The sequence below is a fragment of the Pseudoalteromonas rubra genome (assembly GCF_005887115.1).
Lineage (GTDB): Bacteria > Pseudomonadota > Gammaproteobacteria > Enterobacterales > Alteromonadaceae > Pseudoalteromonas > Pseudoalteromonas rubra_F.
In genome coordinates this window covers 110315-131936 of sequence record NZ_PNCJ01000014.1, presented here as the reverse complement: position 1 = coordinate 131936, position 21622 = coordinate 110315, and the positions used below count along the sequence as shown (strand labels likewise).

Here is a 21622-nt window from a genome sequence, read left to right as displayed (position 1 = left end):
GATGAAATACTATATTGGCCTTGCCACCTCCTTTCATGATCCTGCCATTGCGATTGTCAATCAGCAGGGTGACGTGATTTTTGCCGAAGACGCCGAGCGTTTTCTGGGCTACAAACGGGGCCTGTACTGCCTGCCGGATAACCCCTATTACATCGAGGAAGTCCTCAAGACCTATTGCAGTGACTGTACTGAACTGGTGATAGCCAAAACTTGGAGTAAAGGCCGCGAGAAAAGCACCAACATACTTGAAAACGTGGTGCTGAGCATTCTCGAAACCTTTTCGTTTAATATCGACGTCAACACCCGCGACATCAAAGACCAGTTCTACTTTGCCAGAGCCTCACAGGCCGCTGCAGGACGCACCCTGTCGCGCTTTTTTGAAGCCTCATGCCGTAACTTTATCGTGGGTAACTACCGTAACAAAAAGCCCACTGAAGTACGCTATTTTGACCACCACCTCACCCATGCCGCCAATGCCTGTTTTAACAGCCCATTCAGCGAAGCCTCCTGTCTGGTGGTAGACGGTATGGGTGAGAAAAGCAGTATCGACTACTTCACCTATAAAGACGGCAAGATCACCGCGGCGCCCATCAAGGTAAAGCGCTCTTTCAAAAGTCTGGGCCTGTTTTACACCATTATCTGTGAGAATCTGGGCTTTGATCCGCTCAAGGGCGAAGAATGGAAAGTCATGGGTCTGGCACCTTATGGTAAAAAAGATCAGAAAATCTACGACCTGCTGCGCGCCTCTTTGCAGGTGAAAAACGGCAACTTCGTGGTGCCGAAAAACCTCAATGCCATTATGAAAGAGATCAAGGCCATGGCGCGTGAGCCGGGCGAGTCCATTGAAGCCTACAAAGATTTTGCCTACACCGGACAACTGGTATTCAGTGAAATTTTTATGGATCTGATCGATGCCATCTACGAGCATGCACCGTCGAAAAACCTCGCGATTTCCGGCGGCTGTGCACTGAATTCTTCCTTTATGGGCACCGCGCTGGCGAAATCCAAATTTGACAACATTTTTGTACCCTCAGCCCCGGCAGATGATGGCAATGCCATTGGTGCCGCCTTGCTGTGCTACCAGCAGGACAACCCAAGCTGGCAGCCTTCTACGCAAATTCAAAGCCCCTATACCGGCTCTGAGGTGAAGCAAAAATCACTGGATAAACTGCACCGCTACAGCCACCTTAAAGCCACCGATTATGGCGAAGACGTGTATAAGAAAACCGCGGAGTTTCTGGCTGAAGGTAAAATCATCGGCTGGGCACAGGGCCGTGCCGAGTTTGGTCCGCGCTCTTTGGGCAACCGCTCAATCCTGGCCAACCCGTGTCTGGTGGACATTAAAGACACAGTGAACGCCCGGGTTAAGTTCCGCGAAGAATTCCGCCCCTTTGCGCCGTCAATTCTGCATGAATATGGCGACGAATACTTTGAGGACTATCAGGAATCTCCTTATATGGAGCGTACTTTGGTGTTTAAAGAAGCGGTGCGCGACAAGGTGCCGGGCGTAGTGCATGTCGACAACACCGGCCGTCTGCAAAGCGTGAAGAAAGAATGGAACGCGCCATACTATAAGCTGATCGACAGCTTCCGTGAAATCACCGGTGTGCCGGTACTGCTGAACACCAGCTTTAACATCATGGGTAAGCCCATTGTCCACTCAGTTGAGGACATGCTGGCGGTGTTTTTGATGTCCGGCATTGATGTGCTGGTGATCAACAACACCATTTACGAGAAGTAACCCTGTGGCAGTCACGCCATAAACGTGGCTGCCCGATTGAGAAAGACCCGCGCGACGCTCAAACAACAGCGTTTGCGCAGCCCGACTAGACGTTTATCGAGACAGATCATGACAAGCAAACACAACCCGCAGACTCCCTCTTTGCCAGACAAGACACCGGATATTGCCATCGTCGGCCTGTCTCTGCGTTTTCCGGGCGCCGATAACAAACATCAGTTCTGGCACAACCTCAGTCATAAAATCAGCAGTATCAGCGAAGTGCCCGGTGAGCGCTGGGACTGGAAAAAATACTACGATCCAAAGCCTGATAAACAGGCGCAAAAGTCCATCAGCAAATGGGGCGGCTTTATTGGTGATATCGCCGGGTTTGATGCCGGCTTTTTTGCCATCTCCCCCAAAGAAGCGCAGAGCATGGATCCCCAGCAGCGCCTGAGTATGGAGCTGGCCTGGGCCTGCTTTGAAGATGCGGGGCTCACGCCATCGCAGTTTAAAAATACCGCCACCGGCGTCTATCTGGGGTGCAGCAATACCGACTATCAGGAATTTTCGACCGGCAATATCGACCCGCACTTTCTGACCGGCATGTCGACCGGGGTGTTTGCTAATCGCATCTCGCACTATTTCAATTTTCAGGGGCCGAGTGAAACCGTCGATACCGCCTGCTCTTCGTCTTTGGTGGCCATTCACAAAGCCATGAATGACTTTCGCTCTGGCGAAATAAGTGCCGCGCTGGTTGGTGGCGTCAACCTGCTGATCACCAAAAACCGCTATGTCAGCTTTAGTAAGCTGGGCGTGCTGTCGCCGCAGGGGCGCTGTAAAACCCTAGATGCCGAAGCCGACGGCTATGTCCGTGGCGAAGGCGTGGGCATGGTGTTGTTGCTACCGATAGAGACCGCCAAAGCGCTGAATGCCACCATCTATGGCATCATCAAAGGTAGCGCTGTGGGGCACTCAGGCAAAACCAATACCCTGACCTCACCGAGCCCGTTTTCACAGTCGCGGGTGATCCAGCAAGCCATCGACCATGCCCAGGTAGGCTCTGATCAGATTGGCTTTGTCGAATTACATGGCACCGGCACCGTGCTGGGCGATCCACTGGAGATCCAGGGCCTGAAACGCGCGTTTCGCGCCAGTAAACAGCAAACGCCCGATGCACCTTGCTATCTCAGTACCGTGAAAACCAATATCGGCCATTTAGAGTCGGCCGCCGGTATTGCCGGGGTGATCAAAACCTTGCTGGCCTTTGAGCACGAGCAGGTGCCGCCGCTGCAAAACTTCGATACACTGAATCCGAAAATCTCTCTGGAGAAATCGCCGTTTAAGTTAGCCACCGAGTGTGTGTCCTGGGCAGGCGAGCAGCGCCTTGCCGGAATATCCTCCTTTGGTTTTGCCGGGGTGAATGCCCATGTGATCTTAGAATCACCACAATACCTCAATCCAGAGCGCTCAGCGTTAGACACCGCCCTGCCGATACTGCTGTCGGCGAGAACCCGGACTGCGCTCACGCAGCGTGCCGAAGACTTGCTTGCCTACCTTGATTCGGATAACTCGATTGAGCTGCAAGATTTAAGTTATACGCTCACGGTGGGCCGGGAGTCGATGAAACACCGGATGGGGTTTGCGGCAGACTCGCTGGCTTTTGTCAAAGCACAACTGAGCCTGTTTGTTACCGGTGAGGCTGGCGACTGGCACTATAGTAAAGTTGCCGCCACTGCAGAGCAGAGCGAAGCCACTCGCGATACACTCGCTGCGCGCATAACCGGCTGGGTACAGGGCGATATCATCGACTGGCAAACCTGCTATGGCAAACTCTGCCCGCAACGTATTAGCTTGCCTGCCTATCCGTTTGAGCATAAACCCTACTGGCTCGACGCGGAAGACGCAGGGCAACTCTCACACCTGCATCCGCTGCTGCATCGCAGTATACCGGCGTTGGGTGAGCTGACCTTTGCCAGTGACTTTACAGGCAATGAGTACTTTTTACGTGACCATCAGGTGCAGGGCCAGGCTATGCTGCCCGGCGTCTGTACGCTTGAAATGGTCCATGGCGCCATGACCTTGTCGGGCCAGCTGGCGGATAACCAGTCGCTGCGCCTGAGTCAGGTGAACTGGCGCAGACCGGTGACCGTCGACGCGCAGAGCGGTCCGGTTTATTTGTCGCTAAAACAAACCGGTGATCGGGTAACATTTGAGTTATACCGTGAAGCACGTAATGCGCGCCAGGTGTATGCCAGCGGTCAGGCCGAGGTCACAGAGCATGGCATCGCAACGCACACCATCGAAGCACTGTCTGACGCCCGCACAGTCGCAGCCTCTGAGTTATATCAGCAATTTAGCGCCGCAGGCGTTGACTATGGCCCGGCTTTTCAGCGCATCACCACATTATCTGTGGCAGACCAACAGGCACAGGGCGAACTCAACCCGGTTATTGCCCCCGACTTTGCTTTTGCCCCCGAGCTACTCGACAGCGCCCTGCATACCCTGCTGGGTTTTGCACAAGATGCCCGCCCGGGGTTGCCCTTTGCACTGGAACAGGCTGAATTACTTACGCCGCTGCCATCGGGTAAAACACTGATAGCCTGTGCAACCCAAACCACCCATGCTGATGCCAGCAGCCAGAAGTTTGATGTCGATATCTGCGATGAACAAGGTGAGGTGTATGTGCGCCTGCGCGGATTTTCGACCCGCTCAATGGCGCGCGATGCCGATGCGACTCAGCTGTTTACGGTACTCCCTGGCTGGCAGCATCTGACAGCACTGCCACCTGCTGAAACGACTCAACACCGCTTTGATTATCAGGGGCCCGCGTCGCTTAAACCAGCCTGGTGTACAGACTCGGCGCAACCTGCTGATCACCTGTTGTGGGTCGCCAAAGACGAGTACGCAGAGCCACTAAAACTGTTTACTCACCTAAAAACCTTACTAGAACAAGGTAAAGGCACAGAGCCGCTGGCCCTCACTTTACTCACCTTCCAGACCCAGCAAGTGCATGACGAAACCGTCAATGCACATGGCGCTGGGCTGATTGGATTGCTGCAAAGCGTGGCTCAGGAATACCCGCGCTGGCACGTCCGCATTGTCGATTTAAGTGCTGAATGCAAAGAAGAGACAAGCCACTGGCAACAGACTACGCGCTTGCCTGCTGGCTTTTATGCGCACCGCGACGACATTTGGCATACCTTCAGCGCCTGCGAGCACACCTACCTGGATTCAGGAGAGTCAGCCTATCGCCAGGATGGCGTCTATCTGGTGCTGGGCGGCGCAGGTGGCCTGGGCCAGGTCTGGAGTGAATGGATGATCCGCCAGCATCAGGCACAAGTTGTCTGGGTTGGCCGCCGTGCGCTGAATGAAGACATTGAGCAGGCCATCGCGCGACTGGGTGAATTGGGCCCTGCACCGCAGTATATTCAGGCCGATGCCTGCGATGAAGCAGCCATGCGTGCCGTGATGGACACCATTAAGCAAGACTATGGGCAGCTCCATGGCGTGGTACATTCTGTGTTGCATCTGGAAGATCAGAGCCTGGCCAACATGGACGACGCCCAGTTCCTGAGAGCTTATCAGGCCAAACAGACCAGTGGCGAAACCTTACTGAGCGTGTGTAAAGGCCTGTCGCTCGACTTCGTCCTGCTGTTCTCTTCAATGCAGTCTTTCTCGCCAGCCCCTGGCCAGAGTAACTATGCTGCGGGCTGTCAGTATCTGGATAGTCTGGCCCGCTCCACCAGGACTGAGCTGCCCATCAAGGTGGTTAACTGGGGTTACTGGGGCGACGTTGGCCGGGTCAGCGACCCGTATTATCAGCGTAAAATGCGCCAGGCCGGGATTGGCTCTGTCGACGCGCGATCAGGCATGGCGGCATTGGCAAAGTTCATGTCTTCATCGCTGACGCAAGTGGGCGTGGTGAAAATGACACCAGAGCGCGCACAGGCGGCGCTGGTACGCAGCAGTTACTCTTCAGAATGTCGCTATAACGCATTCCAGCCTGAACTGGCCGCACCGGCGCTGGCGCTCGGTACTCAATCCGCTGACACCGAGATACTCTATGCGCTGTGTCAGGCGCTCATTAATGCAGGCTGGCAGCATCCGGCTGAGCGCACCAAGGCGCTATCAGCCTTGCCGGCTTACTTCGAATTATGGTGGCAGGAAACCGCACGCTACCTGAGCGAGGCAGGATTACTGCAAGACGACGAGCTTACTCTGCCGGAGCCACCAGCCGAGCAGACTGTGCTGGAACAGGATGACTATGCGCTGCTCAACGCAGCGCTGGCGGCACTGCCCGAGATTTTATCCGGCCAGCGTAAAGCCACTGATGTGCTGTTTCCTGGCGGCTCACTGGCGCTGGTTGAATCGGTATACCGAGATAACCCGGTGGCCATGCACGCCAATCAGGCACTGGTTACTCAGCTTACCCACTACCTGGCAAGTTTAGGTGAGCAGCCCATTAGGATCCTGGAGATTGGCGCAGGCACCGGCGGCACCACGCGCACAGTGCTGCCCGAATTGCGCGATTTTAGCATCACTGAATACGCTTACACCGACTTGTCGCAAGCCTTTTTCAGCCATGCCAAAGCACAGTTTCAATCGGACTATCCTTTTGTGCAGACGGCCTATTTTGACGTCAGCAAGCCACTTGCTGAGCAACATATTGACTTAGCCAGCTATGACGTGGTGATTGCCACCAATGTGTTGCACGCCACTGCAGACATGCTAACCACACTGAACAACGCCAAGGCCTGCCTGAAGCGCGGTGGTCTGTTATTAATCAACGAAGTGACTCAGCCATCGCTGTTTACTCAGCTGACCTTTGGCCTGCTCGAAGGCTGGTGGCTGAGCAAAGACACCACACTGCGCCTGCCAGGCTCGCCTTTATTGTCGCAGCCGCGCTGGCAGCAGTTACTGAGCAGCAATGGCTTCGCGCTGGCAGCCTCTGCCACAGACGCTCAATCGCCGCAGCAAGTGCTGTGCGCGCAAAGCAATGGCCACCTGGTGCAACAACGCGCAAAACCGGCTCAACAAACAACACCAATTTCAGACCACAATACGGCAATGCAACAACCCGAACAGACACAGACCGACTCGCAGCCTGCAACAGACAGCGCAACCCTGAGCGATTTCGTCGCCCAAACCCTCGCTGGGATCGCCAGCCAGGCGCTGAGCATGACGGCGGATGAATTAGACCCGGATGACTCGTTTGCCGATTACGGCGTGGATTCAATCCTGGCCATTCAGATCCTCGATGAGATCAATGCCCACTTCAACCTAAGTCTGCCGCCAACCTTGTTGTTCGATTTTCCGTCCATCGCGACGCTGAGCGCGCACATAGTGGCTGAGCACCGCGATAAGGCAATGGCTCTCATGCACAAAGCGCAGCCTGCGATGGCGACTACACAACAGGCTGCGCCAAAGTCGATTCAACCCGCTACAGATGAAGTAAAACCGGCTCACAAAACCAGTCATAACAACGCAGACAAAATTGCCATCGTGGGCATGAGTGGTCAGTTTGGTGATGCCAGCAATGTGGACGAGTTCTGGGAACTACTGAGCAACAAACGTACCTCGGTGCGTGCGCAGCAACGTTGGGATCTGAACAACTTGTCACCCGAAGCACAAAACTGGTGTCGCTACGCCAGCTTGCTGGATGACATTGCCAGCTTTGACGCGCCGTTTTTCTCCATCACACCACAAGAAGCTGAGGTGATGGATCCGCAGCAGCGACTGTTTTTACAAGAGGCCTACCGGGCGCTGGAAGACGCTAATATGATCACTCAGGCTGCGGGCAGCAATACCGGCGTTTATCTGGGCTGTGCGCAGGGCGACTACGCCTCGCTGGCACCCCAGGATGCCCCCGCGCAATTGTTCTGGGGCAATGCTGGTTCAGTGATCCCGGCACGGGTTTCTTATTATCTGAACCTGAAAGGGCCAGCGCTGGCCATAGACACCGCCTGCTCGTCGTCACTGGTAGCCATGCACAGTGCCTGTCAGGCGCTGAAAAACGGCGAAATAGACGCAGCATTGGCCGGGGGCGTTACCACCTTATGCACGTCACAGTTTTCACAACATGCCGGCAAGGCGGGCATGCTCAGTGCCGACGGCACTTGCTATACTTTTGATGACAGAGCCAATGGCTTTGTGCCAGGAGAAGGTGTCGGTGTGGTGGTATTAAAACGCCTGAGCGATGCCGAGCGTGATGGCGATCATATTCTGGGGGTTATTTTAGCTTCAGCCACCAACCAGGACGGCACCACCAGCGGGATCACGGCGCCCAGCTCAGTTTCTCAGCAGCAGTTACATAGCCGTATATATGAGCAATTTGATATCGCCCCGGACTCTCTTAGCCTGATTGAGGCCCATGGCACAGGGACTAAGCTCGGTGACCCCATTGAATTTCAGGCCCTGACCCGGGCATTTCGTACAGCGACCCAGCGCAGCCAGTTCTGTGCACTGGGCTCGGTCAAAACCAACATCGGCCACTGCCTGACCGCCGCTGGCGTCGCCGGTGTGATCAAAACCGTGCTGGCCATGCAGCACAAAACCATTCCTGCTTCGCTGCATTATCAGCAGGGCAACAGCCATATCGACTGGCAGGATACGCCGTTTTATGTCGCCCAGGATACGCAGCCCTGGACTGTGCCGGATGACCAGCCACGTCGCGCTGGTGTCAGTTCATTTGGTTTCAGTGGCACTAATGCACACCTGATCCTCGAAGAATATCAGCCGACAAAAGCCGCAGCGCAAGCAGGCAGCGCACAGCCGGTGATCATCACACTGTCGGCAAAATCCCCCGAGGTGCTGCGCGACAAAGCCCGCAAACTGGCGAACTGGCTCGCTCAGGCGCAACTGAATGACAGCGCACTGGAAGCGCTGGCGTATACGCTGCAAAGCGCGCGCGAAGCCATGGATTGTCGTATGGCCTTTGTTGCCGACAGCCTGGCCCAGGTGCACACCCAACTGAGTGACTTTGCCAATCAGCAAGCGGGCACCTATAAACAGGGCAACAGTAAACAAGGCAAAGCCATTCTGGCAGCGCTGGACAAAGACGATTTTAACCGCTGGACGCAAGCCGGTGAGCTGAACAAGCTACTCGCTTTATGGGTGGTCGGCGCCGAACTCGACTGGTCTGCATTTTACTCAGCTCAGCCGACCTTACTGCGCCTGCCGACCTATCCGTTTGCCCGCACACCACACTGGCTCAGCGGAGCACCCAAACTCACCCACTTGAACCGGCAACCGGCCCCGACGGCCATCGCAGAAGACTCGCTGTTGCACCTCATCCCGCAGTGGCAAGCGCTGGACGCGACTTCACAGGCAAACTGGTCTGGCAAACGCCAGGTCATTACTCTGGCACCGCACAACAAAATACCAGATGCCATTGTGCTGCAAGATACATCAGGTGACACAGCACAGCGTATTGAGGCGCTGACCATCGCCCTGATTGCACATGTCAAACAGCTTGCCAGCACCACTGAGCCTTTGCTTATCCAGCTGCTCGTGCCAGCGGGTGAACCTCTGCTGATGGCGCTGGCAGGGGTGCTGAAAACCGCCGCACTGGAACACCACTTACTGAGTGTGCAGCTGGTACAGAGCGATACCCCTGCACAATCTGCGGCGCACCTTGTTCGGGCAAGCCAGTATACCCAGCACAAAGTGCTGTGTTTTATTCAGGGTCAGTGCGAGATACAAACGCTGACGCCACAACACAGCGATGTGCCCGCTTTGATGCCGTGGAAAGAAAATGGCCTGTATCTGATCACCGGCGGCCTTGGCCAGCTGGGTCAGTGCTTTGCCAAAGAGATCCTGACTCAAACCCGCCATGCTCAGGTGATTATCACAGGTCGTCGCACCGCGCCTGAATCGCTCGGGATGCTTGGAGATACAAGCCGAATTCACTATTACCAAACCGATATCAGCACTCAAACCCAGTGTGCTGAGCTGCTTAACCGCATTGGTGCGCAGCACGGTGCCCTGACCGGAATTTTGCACAGCGCTGGTGTGATTGACGATCAACTGATTGCAAGCAAAACTCCGCAGGCGGTCCAGCGCGTGCTGGCACCCAAGGTCTCAGGGGTAATGGCGCTGGATGAGGCCAGCAAAGCAGTACCGCTGGATTTCTTTATCTGCTTTTCATCTATCGCCGCGTGCTTAGGTAACCCGGGTCAGGCCGATTATGCCACCGCTAATGCTTTCTTAGATGCCTATATGCTCAAGCGCCAGCAATGGGGTGAGCAAGGTCAGCGCCATGGCCTGAGCCTGTCGGTAAACTGGCCGCTGTGGGCACAAGGCGGCATGCAAATGGACGCTGTTAAGCAAAGTTTGCTGCGCTCGCAGGGCCTTGCTGCTATGCCTGATAACATAGGTTTGAAAGCCTTTTATCAGCTGTTTGCCAAGCCGCATACACAACAGTGCTTTTTATACGGTAACCCGGACAAGCTCACTCGCTGGATAACCCCGCAAGCCAAGGTTGACACCCAGATACCGGCAGCACATAACATGGCTGCGCTGAGTGATAGTGCGTTAATGGACCACCTTAAAGCCGTGGTGGCGCAAGTCAGTAAACTGCCGATGGAAGAACTCGACAACGACCTCGACTTTAGAGACATGGGCTTTGATTCCATTATGCTGATGTCCGTCGTACAGCAGCTTGAGGCCGATCCTCAGCTTGGCCTGGACGCCCTGCCACCAGCATTGTTATTTGAGGTGAAAACCCTCAACCAGTTGCATGCTTACCTTGTTAAACAGCAACCCAATATCGCCACGGTGCAGGTAACACACGCAGAGCCGCTCAGCCAACAAACGCCATTAGGGCAACTGCCGCTGTCAAAAGCCCAGCAGGGTCTGTGGCTGCTGCACAAGCAAAACCCGACGCTGAGCAGCTACAATATCCCGCTGGTATTCGAGCTTGCCAGCCTGGACGTTGCCCGTATGCAACAAGCGCTGGACAGTCTTTGTCAGCGCCACCCGGTGCTGCGCCTGCGTATTCACGAAACGGATGGCCGACCCACGCAACAGATCCATCCTGATGCAATCCGGATTGAGCAAACGTCTCTGGCACCGACCTCTAAGGCAGCCCTGACTGATGCAATACAACAGACCATTGCAGTGCCTTTTGATCTGTCAGGTCCATTGCTACGCGCAAGCGCCTGGCAAGTGGCGTCGGGCGCTCAGTCACGCCATGTGATGGTGATCGTGCTGCACCATCTGATCATCGATGGGGTCTCCGCCACCCAGCTGCTGTCTCAGCTATGGCAGGCCTATCATGAAGGCGCACCAACGGCAGCGCCCGACCAGGGCTTTTTCGACTACCTTAACTGGGAGCAGCAGCTGCTGACCAGCCCAAGTGCAGACACGCTAAAACAATTCTGGCAGCAGTCACTGAATCCTGCGCACACACCACTGACCCTGCCTGGAAAACGCACAACGCAAGTAAGCCCGGACGAGCCAAACAGTGCGCGCGTGACGCTCAACTTGCCAGCCAGCACGCAGCAGCAACTCGAGCAGTTTTTAGCCCGTCACAAGCTTAGCACCTCGGTGTTTTTCTTAACCGTGTTTCAGGCGTTACTGAGCCGTCTCACTGGTCGCAATGAACTGATCCTGGGCACGCCTGTGATGCAACGGCCAAAAGCCAGTATGGCGCAGTCGCTGGGCCTGTTTGTGAATCAATTGCCACTGCCACTGACCCGCAATAACAGCACAAATTTTGTCAGCCAGGCACGGGCGAATCAGACACAGCTGGACGCCGTGATCAGTCACAGCGCCCTGCCCTTGTCTGAGCTACTCAGCGCCGTCAATGCGCCGCGTATACTGGGTGTTCACCCGCTGTTTCAGATAGGCTATGCCTGCCATAACTTTATTCAGGCCGACTGGGTCGAAGACAATCAGGCGCTACTGGGCGCGCTGTGGCAAGAATTCCAGCAAGATGCCGAACTGGACCTGAGCCTGGAGGTCACCCCGCTGGGTGGCAGCTATCAGCTGGCCTTTAAATTTGCGACCAACGCTTATGAACGTCATAGCGTGCAAACCCTGGCAGATAATTATCTGCAACTACTGGAAGATGTGCTGCTTAGCGGTGACTTACCACCCGATGGTCAGTCACAGACACCGAGCGCAAACCCCGCTACTTTGGTTGACAACTTCACCTTACAGGCCGCGCAGCACCCAACCCAGACGGCACTCTCGTTTGCCGGTGCCACGCTGAGTTATCAGGCACTGGAGCAGCAGGCCAACCAGCTGGCCCATACCTTAATTGCCAAAGGCGCGCGGCCCGGCAGCCGGGTTGCTTTGCTGTTGCGCCCGAGTGTGGAAATGATAGTTGCCATGCTGGCGGTGCTGAAAACCGGCAGTGCCTACGTGCCGGTCGACCCCAACTCGCCAGAGGACAGAGCCCGCTTTATTCTGGCCGATGCCGATCCGGCGCTGGTACTGATGAGCGACGAGCTAACACTGCCTGTCACACATAGCCAGGCGTATCGCCTCAGTGACTGCCTAAAAAGCAGCACGATGGCACCCGTTACCGCTCCGGGCATAGCTCTGGCACCGCAAGCGCTGGCCTATATCATTTATACCTCGGGTTCAACGGGTCAGCCCAAAGGCGTGCTGGTTGAGCATAGCAACATTACCGCTTTACTGAACAACACCCAGCCTGGGTTTGGGTTTAATGTCCAGGATACCTGGTGCCTGTTCCACTCGTTTGCGTTTGATTTCTCCGTATGGGAGATCTGGGGCGCGCTGGCCCATGGTGGCAAACTGGTAATCGTAGACGACGCCTGCAAAAAAGACAGTGCTGCGTTCGCACGCTTTATTCACGACAATCAGGTAAGCATTTTAAATCAGACGCCATCGGCGTTTTATCCGCTGATGACGCATTTGCTGGCGCAACCTGCGCTGACACGCTCTCTGCGCACTGTGATCTTTGGTGGTGAAGCGCTGGAGCTGAGTAAACTCACGCCCTGGTTTGAGGCAGCACAGCCGCTACCCAAGCTGGTCAACATGTATGGCATCACAGAAACCACCGTGCATGTCACCGAGATGCTAATCACCCGCGAGCTGGTCGAACAGAACCCGGGCAAGAGCATTATAGGAAAGCCGCTGCCCGGCTATCGCCTGTACTTACTGGATGAACAGCAAAGTCCTGTCGCGGCGGGTCAGCCCGGCGAGTTGTACGTTGGAGGCTGCGGCGTCAGTCGGGGATATCATCAAAGAGCGGTACTGACCGCAGAGCGCTTTATCCCTAATCCGCTTGCCGGACAAAGCGAGGAACGCCTCTATCGTACCGGTGACCTGGCACGCCTTAATGCACAGGGCCAGTATGAATACCTGGGCCGCTGCGACGATCAGGTTCAGATCCGTGGACACCGCATAGAGCTTGGCGAAGTAAAACACGCCCTGCTGAGCAACCCGGCCATTCAGGACGCCTGCGTGCTAGCTGCCAGCAAACGTCATGGTGACGTGCTGGTGGCCTACCTGGTCACCCAGGTGCCGCTATCCGATGAAGCCATTCGTGGCGAGTTGTTAAAGCTTGTGCCCGAGTACATGGTACCAGCGTATTTTGTCTCCGTGCCCGCGCTGCCGCTGACCAACAATGGCAAAGTGGATAAACAGGCGCTGCTCAGCCAGTTGCCGTTTAGCTCACACACCGCGCAGGCCGCCCTCTCAACTTTGGGAGCAAACCTCAGCGCAGCCGTACCAGAGCGAAACCTACAGGCCGAGGTTTCGGCCGTCTGGTGTGATGTGCTGGACGTGAGTCAGGTTGCGCCGGATGCGCCCTTTTTCACGGTTGGGGGCGACTCCCTGCTGGCCAATGTACTGGCCACCAAACTGAGCGCTAAGTTCAATATCGACCTGCCGCTGACGGAGGTGTTTCAGTACAGTACCATTAACGCCCAGTGCGACTATTTATCGACCAAAGTCACCAGCCCGATTGCAGCGCCTGCTCAAGCACCAGAGCCGGTGCCCCCTGCAAAGCCGACAACCGCTGATCAGGCGATTGCCATGATAGGCTTATCCTGTCATTACCCGGACTCTCCCAACGCGCAGACATTCTGGCAAAACCTCATTGAAGGCAACAACCTGGTTCGCCACAGCCAACGCGCCGAGTCAGACCCAGCTATGATCTGGCTTGATACCTGGGTTGAAGGCCAGGATGAATTCGACCCCGGCTTTTTTAATCTCTCGGAAAAACAAGCCCGTACCATGAGCTATGCCCAGCGCCAGCTGTTACTGCATGCCTGGAAAGCGGTGGAAGACGCCGGTTATCGCTGTGACCAAATGCCCAACACCGGCGTGTATATTTCCGCCTCTGGCGGCGACCTGACCGACCTTAACCTGTATGACAAATTCAGCAACGGGGAGTTTGTGCTCAATGCCGAGGACTATGTTGCATCGACGCTGAATCAGCCCGGCACGCTGGCAACCAGTATTTCCTATCATCTGGGTCTGACCGGCCCAAGTCTGTTTGTGCACTCCAATTGCTCTTCATCCCTGAGCGCCCTGGCACTGGCCTGCTCGGCGCTTAAAGCCGGTGACATAGACTATGCCATTGTTGGCGCAGCCTGTTTATTCCCGCAGCGCAGCACAGGATACAAGATAGAAAAAGGCCTCAACTTTGCCCCCGATGCGCGCTGCAAAGTCTTTGATGCCCAAGCCGATGGCATGATAGGCGGCAATGGCGTCTCTGTGGTGGTGCTCAAACGGGCCGATGAGGCAACCCAGGATAGCGATCACATTTACAGCCTGATTAAGGCGGTGAAGGTGAACAACGATGGCAACAACAAGGCCGGTTTCTTTGCCCCGGGCACGGAAGGCCAGATGCAGGTGATCACCCAGGCACTGCAAAGCGCCGACGTTTCACCGGCGAGTATCAGTTATGTCGAAGCCCATGGCACCGGCACCGCGCTGGGCGACCCCATTGAATTTGCGGCACTGCAACAGGTTTATCAGCCGCATAGCGAAGCAAAACAATATTGTGGACTGGGCGCCGTAAAATCGAACCTGGGCCACACAGATACCCTGGCAGGGCTCACCGGACTGGTGAAAACCAGCTTGTCGCTGCACCACAAACTGCTGCCCGGCACCTTGCACTACAATGAGCCGAATCCACATATGGACCTGGCTAACTCGCCGTTCTATATCGTCGACAGCACGCGCTTGTGGGAAACCCCTTTGTTGCCAAGGCGGGCCGCGGTCAGCTCATTTGGCATTGGCGGCACCAATGCCCATGCCATTTTGGAAGAAGCACCGGTTGCACAAACACAGAATACATTGAGCAGCCAGCCTTCCATCGTGGTGCTGTCGGCAGCCACACCAGCAGTGTTGCAACGTCAGGTGAGCGAGCTGCTGAACTGGCTTGAGCGTACCCTGTGCGATGATGCGCTGAGAGTCAGCCTGGCCTACACCCTGCAAACCGGTCGCCAGGTGATGGCACATCGCGCAGGCTTTGTGGTGTCTTCTCTAAACGAGCTTAAAACCCAGTTGACGCATTACCTGGCAAGGAGTGAGCAAGTATCTTTGAACCCAGTTCCCGTTGGTACACCGGCCGGCTGGCTGGCACAGGGCGACTACCAGGCTATTTTGAGCCACTGGCTGGACAGCGGCTTTGAAGACTGGGACTTCCTGTATCAGGGAGAGCAGGTAGGCAAACTGAGCCTGCCCACTTATCCGTTTGATCTGAAGCCGTACACACTTGGCCTGAGTCAGACTCAAACAGAAGAGCTGGTCCCATGCACGCTGAGTGTACCCAAGTGGCGCACCCAGCCTGTGGTGACAAACAGTGAGACAGCTGCGTCCGGCAGTGCAGCGTCACACTGTGTGGTGCTGTGCGACCTGCCGGAGTGTGAAGTCGCCGGTGCCATCACCCAGGTGCTTAGCTCAAGCCACTACGCACCGGAGCAGCAGGTTAGTGACTATGGGATTCAGCTGCTCGACATCATACAGTCGCTCGCTAAAACCAGACAGCCGACTCTATTACAGCTGGTGATAGGCAACACTCAGGCCGAGCCGCTGGCTAACCTCAACAGTTGCCTGCACGGCCTGCTGAAAACCGCCAGCATTGAACACCCAATGCTGCGCACACAGCTGTTGCTGGCAGACCCGACGCTGAGCTCAGATACGCTGCACACTCTGCTCACCGATAACCGCAATGCGCCCGACTCGGTCATTGCTTATCAGGGCACAAGCCGCACAGTACTGGACTATCAACCGGTGAGCGATGTGAACCCGATCAGTGCGTGGCAACCCGATGGCGTGTATCTGATCACCGGCGGGCTCGGGGGCATTGGTCGTCACTTTATTGCCGAACTGGCCGCTTTACCGTTTGCCACTACAGTGGTCGTGACAGGTCGGCGAGCCGCTGATGACGTTCAGGTAGAGACGCAGCTGCGCAACCTTAAACAAGGTCAGGTACAACTGGTTTATAGACAGCTGGACGTGGCTCAAAAGATGAATGCCCTGCTGCTGGTACGGGACGTAGTACGTGAATTTGGCGCGCTCCATGGCGTGATCCACGCCGCCGGCATAGTGCAGGATGCTTTGCTGTGTAACAAAACCCCGACTTCCTTTGCGCAAGTGCTGGCGCCCAAGGTCACGGGCGTGGTGGCGCTGGATGAGGCCACTGCGGATCTGCCGCTGCGCTTCTTCGCCTGTTTTGCCGGGCTCAGTGGCGTACAGGGCGCGGCCTCTCAGGGCGACTATGCCATGGCCAATGCGTTTCTCGACAGCTATATGAATCAGCGTCATGCTCAGGTTATCAACGGTAATCGTCATGGCCTGAGCGCCAGTATTGACTGGCCTTTCTGGCAAGACGGCGGTATGCAGCGCAAAGCCCAGTTTGCCCATACGGATGCGGCCATGCCCACCAACAGTGGCATAGACGCTTTTTACCGGGCACTGCAACAGCCTCAGACGCTGGTGCAATATACCCCGGCCGACACAAACCATGAGCAAGTCAGTGACACCGCCACACCAGCGGCCCAGTTTAGCAGTGAAGCCGCGCTGGACGCTGCTCTGACTGAGCAGCTGAGCACTATGGTGGCGGCTTTACTCGGCGTGCAGCCGGATACACTGGACGGAGATACCGATCTGGGCGAGTTTGGCGCGGATTCCATCGCTTTCATTACCTTTATCAATCAGCTCAACAGCCGCTATCAGCTTGAGCTGTCACCCAGCGTGCTGTTTATGCACTCGACCCTGAACAGCCTCAGAGCCCATATTATCGCCGAGTATGGCGATGTGCTGATCGCCACGACTAGCGAGACGCAGACAAGCTCAACGGACACAGCAGCAGAACAAGCCTCGGTGAATGCCTCAAACGATGAAGCGATCGCCATTGTCGGGATCAGTGCCGCCTTCCCCGAGGCGAGTAACCTGGACGAATTCTGGCATAACCTGAACACAGGCAAAGACTGTGTGACCCGCCACGACTGGCCACAGCCGGCCAATCGCGAGCTCAGCTGGCCCGGCGAAATTAACTGGCTGGGCCGCCTGCGACGCGACACCGAGTTTGACCCTTTATTCTTCAATATTGCCCCGGCAGAGTGTGAGCGCATTCAGTTGCAGGAAAGCCTGCTGATGATGCATGTCTGGCAGTGTATTGAGAATGCCGGATACGACCCAAAATCGCTGGCAGGCACCAGCACCGGGTTATTTATTGGCTGTCAGTCTGGATATCACGAAGGGCTGATCACCTCCCCGGCATTTGCGCCAAACCGCATGAGCTACTTCCTCGACCTGCACGGCCCGAGCGAAGGGGTAGATACCACCTGCTCATCATCGCTGGTTGCTGTACATAAGGCCATGGCATCCATTCGCATGGGTGAATGTGAGCAGGCCATTGTCGGCGGCGTCAATATCATAGACACTCCCACCGCCTCTGTGGCCATGCAGGAGATAGGTGCGCTGTCGCCGGATGGACGATGCAAAACCTTTGCTGCCGATGCCGATGGCATAGTGCGGGGCGAAGGCGTTGGCATGATCATGTTGAAAAAACGCTCGGCAGCCGAGCGCGATCAGGACGCCATTTACGCCACCTTGCTGGGGTCGGCGGTTAACCATGGCGGAAAATCACAGGGCTTTACCGTGCCCAATGCCCGGGCACAAACTCAGCTGCTGGATAAAGCCTGGCGCAGCGCCAACATCAACCCGGCCACACTCAGCTACATCGAGTGTCATGGCACCGGCACCACACTCGGCGATCCGGTTGAGCTGGATGCACTCAAGGCAGCCTTTAATGCGCATCAGTGGCCAGCCCGCTGTGCGCTGGGCTCAGTAAAGAGCAACATAGGTCATACCGAAATTGCCGCCGGTATCGCCGGGCTTATCAAGGTTGTGCTGCAACTTAAGCATCAGACCCTGGTGCCGTCGCTCCATGTGCAGGCACTTAATCCCTATCTGGCGCTCGAGGATACACCGCTCACGGTACAAACCCAGGCGCAGCCATGGGAGCACGGCGATACGCCGCGCAGAGCTGCCGTCAGTGCCTTTGGGATCAGTGGCGTCAATGCCCATGTGGTGCTCGAAGAGTATCAGCCGAACATCACAGCGCCACACACAGCTCAGCCAGACGCCCCGGCGATGGTGGTGCTCTCGGCCACCAGTAAAGCGGCGCTGGGACACAAAGTCACTGAGCTTGCCAACCACATCGCGACTTTACCTGACACGCCTGAGGTACTGACACAGCTGGCCGCGACCTTGGCATTGGGCCGCACCGCACAGGCGTACAGACTCGGCTGGGTGGTGTCCTCATTAAGCGAGCTGCGAACAGTGCTGGGCGGGGCCGTGCCTGATCAGGCTTCCAAGACCAGCAATCACACCAGCGAACAACTGACACCTGAGCAGTTGATATCACTGCACCAGAACCATGAATACGCGGCCATTGTGCGTCTGTGGCAGTCCGGCCAGGTATCAAGCTGGCAACCGCTTTACTCGACTCCTGTGCAAAAGCTGCACCTGCCTGGTACGTCTTTTATCAGCAAAAAAGCGGTTGAGACTGAACAAACAAACCCCTGGCTGCTGCTCGACAACCAATTTCAACCAGCAGCACTCAATCTGCCAGAGGACTGGCAGGCATCACTAAGTACACAGCTGGCACACAGACATATTTTGCTGGTGTCAGCCACCCAGGCCGAGCTTGAAACCCTCAGTAAGCCGCTGCAAGCAAGCGGGTGTAAGGTGACTTCGCTGTGCTTTGAGCAACTGGACAACTCAGCGCTGGATCCTGAAGATCTGCCGGATACCATTTTTGTGCTGGGCTGTGGTTCATTGCTTGAGCCGCAGCAGCAAATAAAACCCCTGTTCGAGCTGATGCAACTCACCGCCCGTCACGACAATCACGCAATGCAGCTGTTTTATGCCACTCAGACAGACGTGCAGACAGAAACCCGGGACGACCTGAGCGCCCTGCTGCGTTGCTACAACCTGCGCAATCCACAACATAGTTGGACTTTACTAGAACAGCTTGATGAGAATGATTGTCTGGGCGAATTATTGCTGCAGGAGTTTGCCAGTACCTTACTGAACGCAACCGAGCATCAGCCAAATCAAGTGCAATACCGCGATGCTGCGCGCTATGCACTGCAACTGACGCAACTGCCGGACGCAAGCGACACGGCTAAGCCTGAGTATGAAATACGTCATGGCGGTACTTACCTAATCGCCGGGGCACTGGGCGAACTGGGCATGGCACTGAGCCAGCGCTTGCTGGAAGACTTTGATGCGACCCTCATCTTACTGGGCAGGCGCGATGAGCAAGCCGTGCAACCACAACTGACCCAGCTCAGAGGAAAAGGCACAGTGCATTACCTGGCATGTGATATTGCCGATGCCAAACGGCTGAAACCACTCAGCGACTTACTGAGCGACAAGTCATTGCAGCTCAACGGCGTGTTTCACCTCGGCACCACCTACACGGAAGAAGAAAACGACTGGGCCGACTTTGCCCGCTCAATGCAGGTCAAAGTACAAGGCACGCAGCAGCTGGACTCCCTGCTCAGCAGCTGTGAGCTGGACTTTTTTGTGCTGTTCTCTTCCATGGCCGTGTTTGGCAGCCTGAATCACCTGTCTTACTCGTACGCCAATGGCTTTCAGAATGCCTTTGCCCGAGCCAGAAACCAGCAAGTAGATAAGCGGCAGCGCCATGGTCAGACCCTGGCAATTAACTGGGGCTACTGGCATTCAGATGACCCGCTGAAAAGTATCGAGAACAGCTTTGCCGAGAAAAAGGGCTATCAGCTGATCCAAATGCACGATGCCTTTGCACAACTGCCCAAGCTGCTCAGCACCAAGCGCAGCACCCTGGCGGCCATTTGCACCACAGAGCCGGAGCGCATCATGCATAACACAATGGCACTATTACAGCGTAAACGCCTCCTACAATCCCGCCTTGAACACGGTTCAGAGGCAGTAACTGAGGCGTCTCAGGATATCGCTGGCACTGTGGTGAGCATTGTTGGCCAGGTGCTGGGAATAACCCCCGATGAGCTGGATCTGAATTGCGATCTGTATGATTACGGCTTTGACTCCATCTCATTGCTGAAAACCTTCCAGCAGCTCAAGGCCCGGCTCAATATTGATATTCAGGCCGATGCCTTTAAGAACATGAATACCATTCAGGCCCTGATCGACGAAATCGACAAAGCCCATGGCCAGGTTCAGCATGAAGACGACGCATCGTTACCCGAGTTTATTGTCGATGCGGGCATTGACTTGCCGGCGCTGCCCGATGAGATAGTGCATGCCTATAAGGGCGACGTCCGTCATGTGCTGCTTACTGGAGCAACGGGCTTTTTAGGCAGTCACCTGCTAGCAGAGCTACTGGCCACCACCAAAGCAAAAATATACTGTCTGGTGCGTGCCAGCTCCGTTGAGCAGGCACGCAGCCGAATTGCCGACAATGCCAAGCAGTATGCGCTGACTCTGGATTTTGATCGTATTGTGCCTGTCCCGGGTGATATGGAGCAATCCCGATTAGGCGTATCCGACGAGCACTGGACACAACTGTGCCGGAACATCCAGCATGTGGTGCATACGGCGTCATATGTGAACCATATCCAGCCCTACTTTGCTTTTAAAAAGTCGGTGGCAGGTACCAATGCCCTGCTAACACTGTGCTGTACGGACACGCTGAAGATGATCCACTTTGTCTCCAGCACCACCGCCAGCACCCAGATAAAGGACTCCCACTTCTCAGTGAACCCGCGTGAGTCCTTTATTCCAACAGACGAAGCGGCCTTGCTGTGCAGCGGGTATGGTCAGTCAAAATGGGTGCAGGAAGAAAACATTCGCCAGGCATCACTCATCGGTGTGCCCTACACGGTTTACCGTTTTTCGGAAATCTCGGGGTCATCTAAAACCGGGATTGGTAACACGGATGATGTCTTCCACCGTATCCTGAAAATGATGCTCAGCATTGAGGTGCGCCCGACTGAGAGCCCCTACATGCTGGATATTATTCCGGTTGACCGCGCGGCTACGTGTATTGTCGCGGGCATGAGTGACCCGCAAAAACGCAACCAGGTCTATCACGTGGCTAACCCAGCGCCACTGAGCATTGCGGCCTTTTATGACTTTGCCGCTGAGCGGGGTTTGAACTTTTCGCAAACAGATAAAGCCGAGTTTATTGGTGCCTGTGAAGCCTACGCGGCTCAGCGTGAAGGCAAAGATAAGGTCATTATGCAGGGCTTATTGTCATCACGCCCTGGCTACGACGAATATCTGTTTGAAGCCTATTTTATGCCGATGGACCCGTATGATAAGGACAACTTTATTGCGCTGACAGAGCGCTATGACATCACGCTAGGCGACTGGGAGCGTTTGTTTGATACTTACTTTACCCAGTGGCTGGAAGACAGACACTATCGGGAGATCTGGCAGGAGAGTTAAGGAGATAACAAAGCG

Annotated in this window: 2 protein-coding genes; both read left to right on the top strand. The window is 55.7% G+C overall.

Going from position 1 to position 21622, the window contains the following annotated elements:
- The first annotated feature begins 1 nt into the window (after position 1).
- Positions 2–1741: a carbamoyltransferase family protein gene (locus tag CWB98_RS09990; protein WP_138544736.1), complete on the top strand. Its 1740-nt coding sequence runs from the start codon at positions 2–4 to the stop codon at positions 1739–1741.
- A 108-nt stretch (positions 1742–1849) separates the two neighbouring features.
- Positions 1850–21607 (top strand): non-ribosomal peptide synthetase, encoded by a 19758-nt coding sequence (locus tag CWB98_RS09985; protein ID WP_138544735.1) that lies wholly within the window; start codon positions 1850–1852, stop codon positions 21605–21607.
- The last annotated feature ends 15 nt before the right edge of the window (positions 21608–21622 follow it).

What these genes read in the sequence shown, in the direction of transcription:
- CWB98_RS09990 (WP_138544736.1), top strand. Translation starts at nt 2, where the DNA reads ATGAAATACTATATTGGCCTTGCCACCTCCTTTCATGATCCTGCCATT.
- CWB98_RS09985 (WP_138544735.1), top strand. Translation starts at nt 1,850, where the DNA reads ATGACAAGCAAACACAACCCGCAGACTCCCTCTTTGCCAGACAAGACA.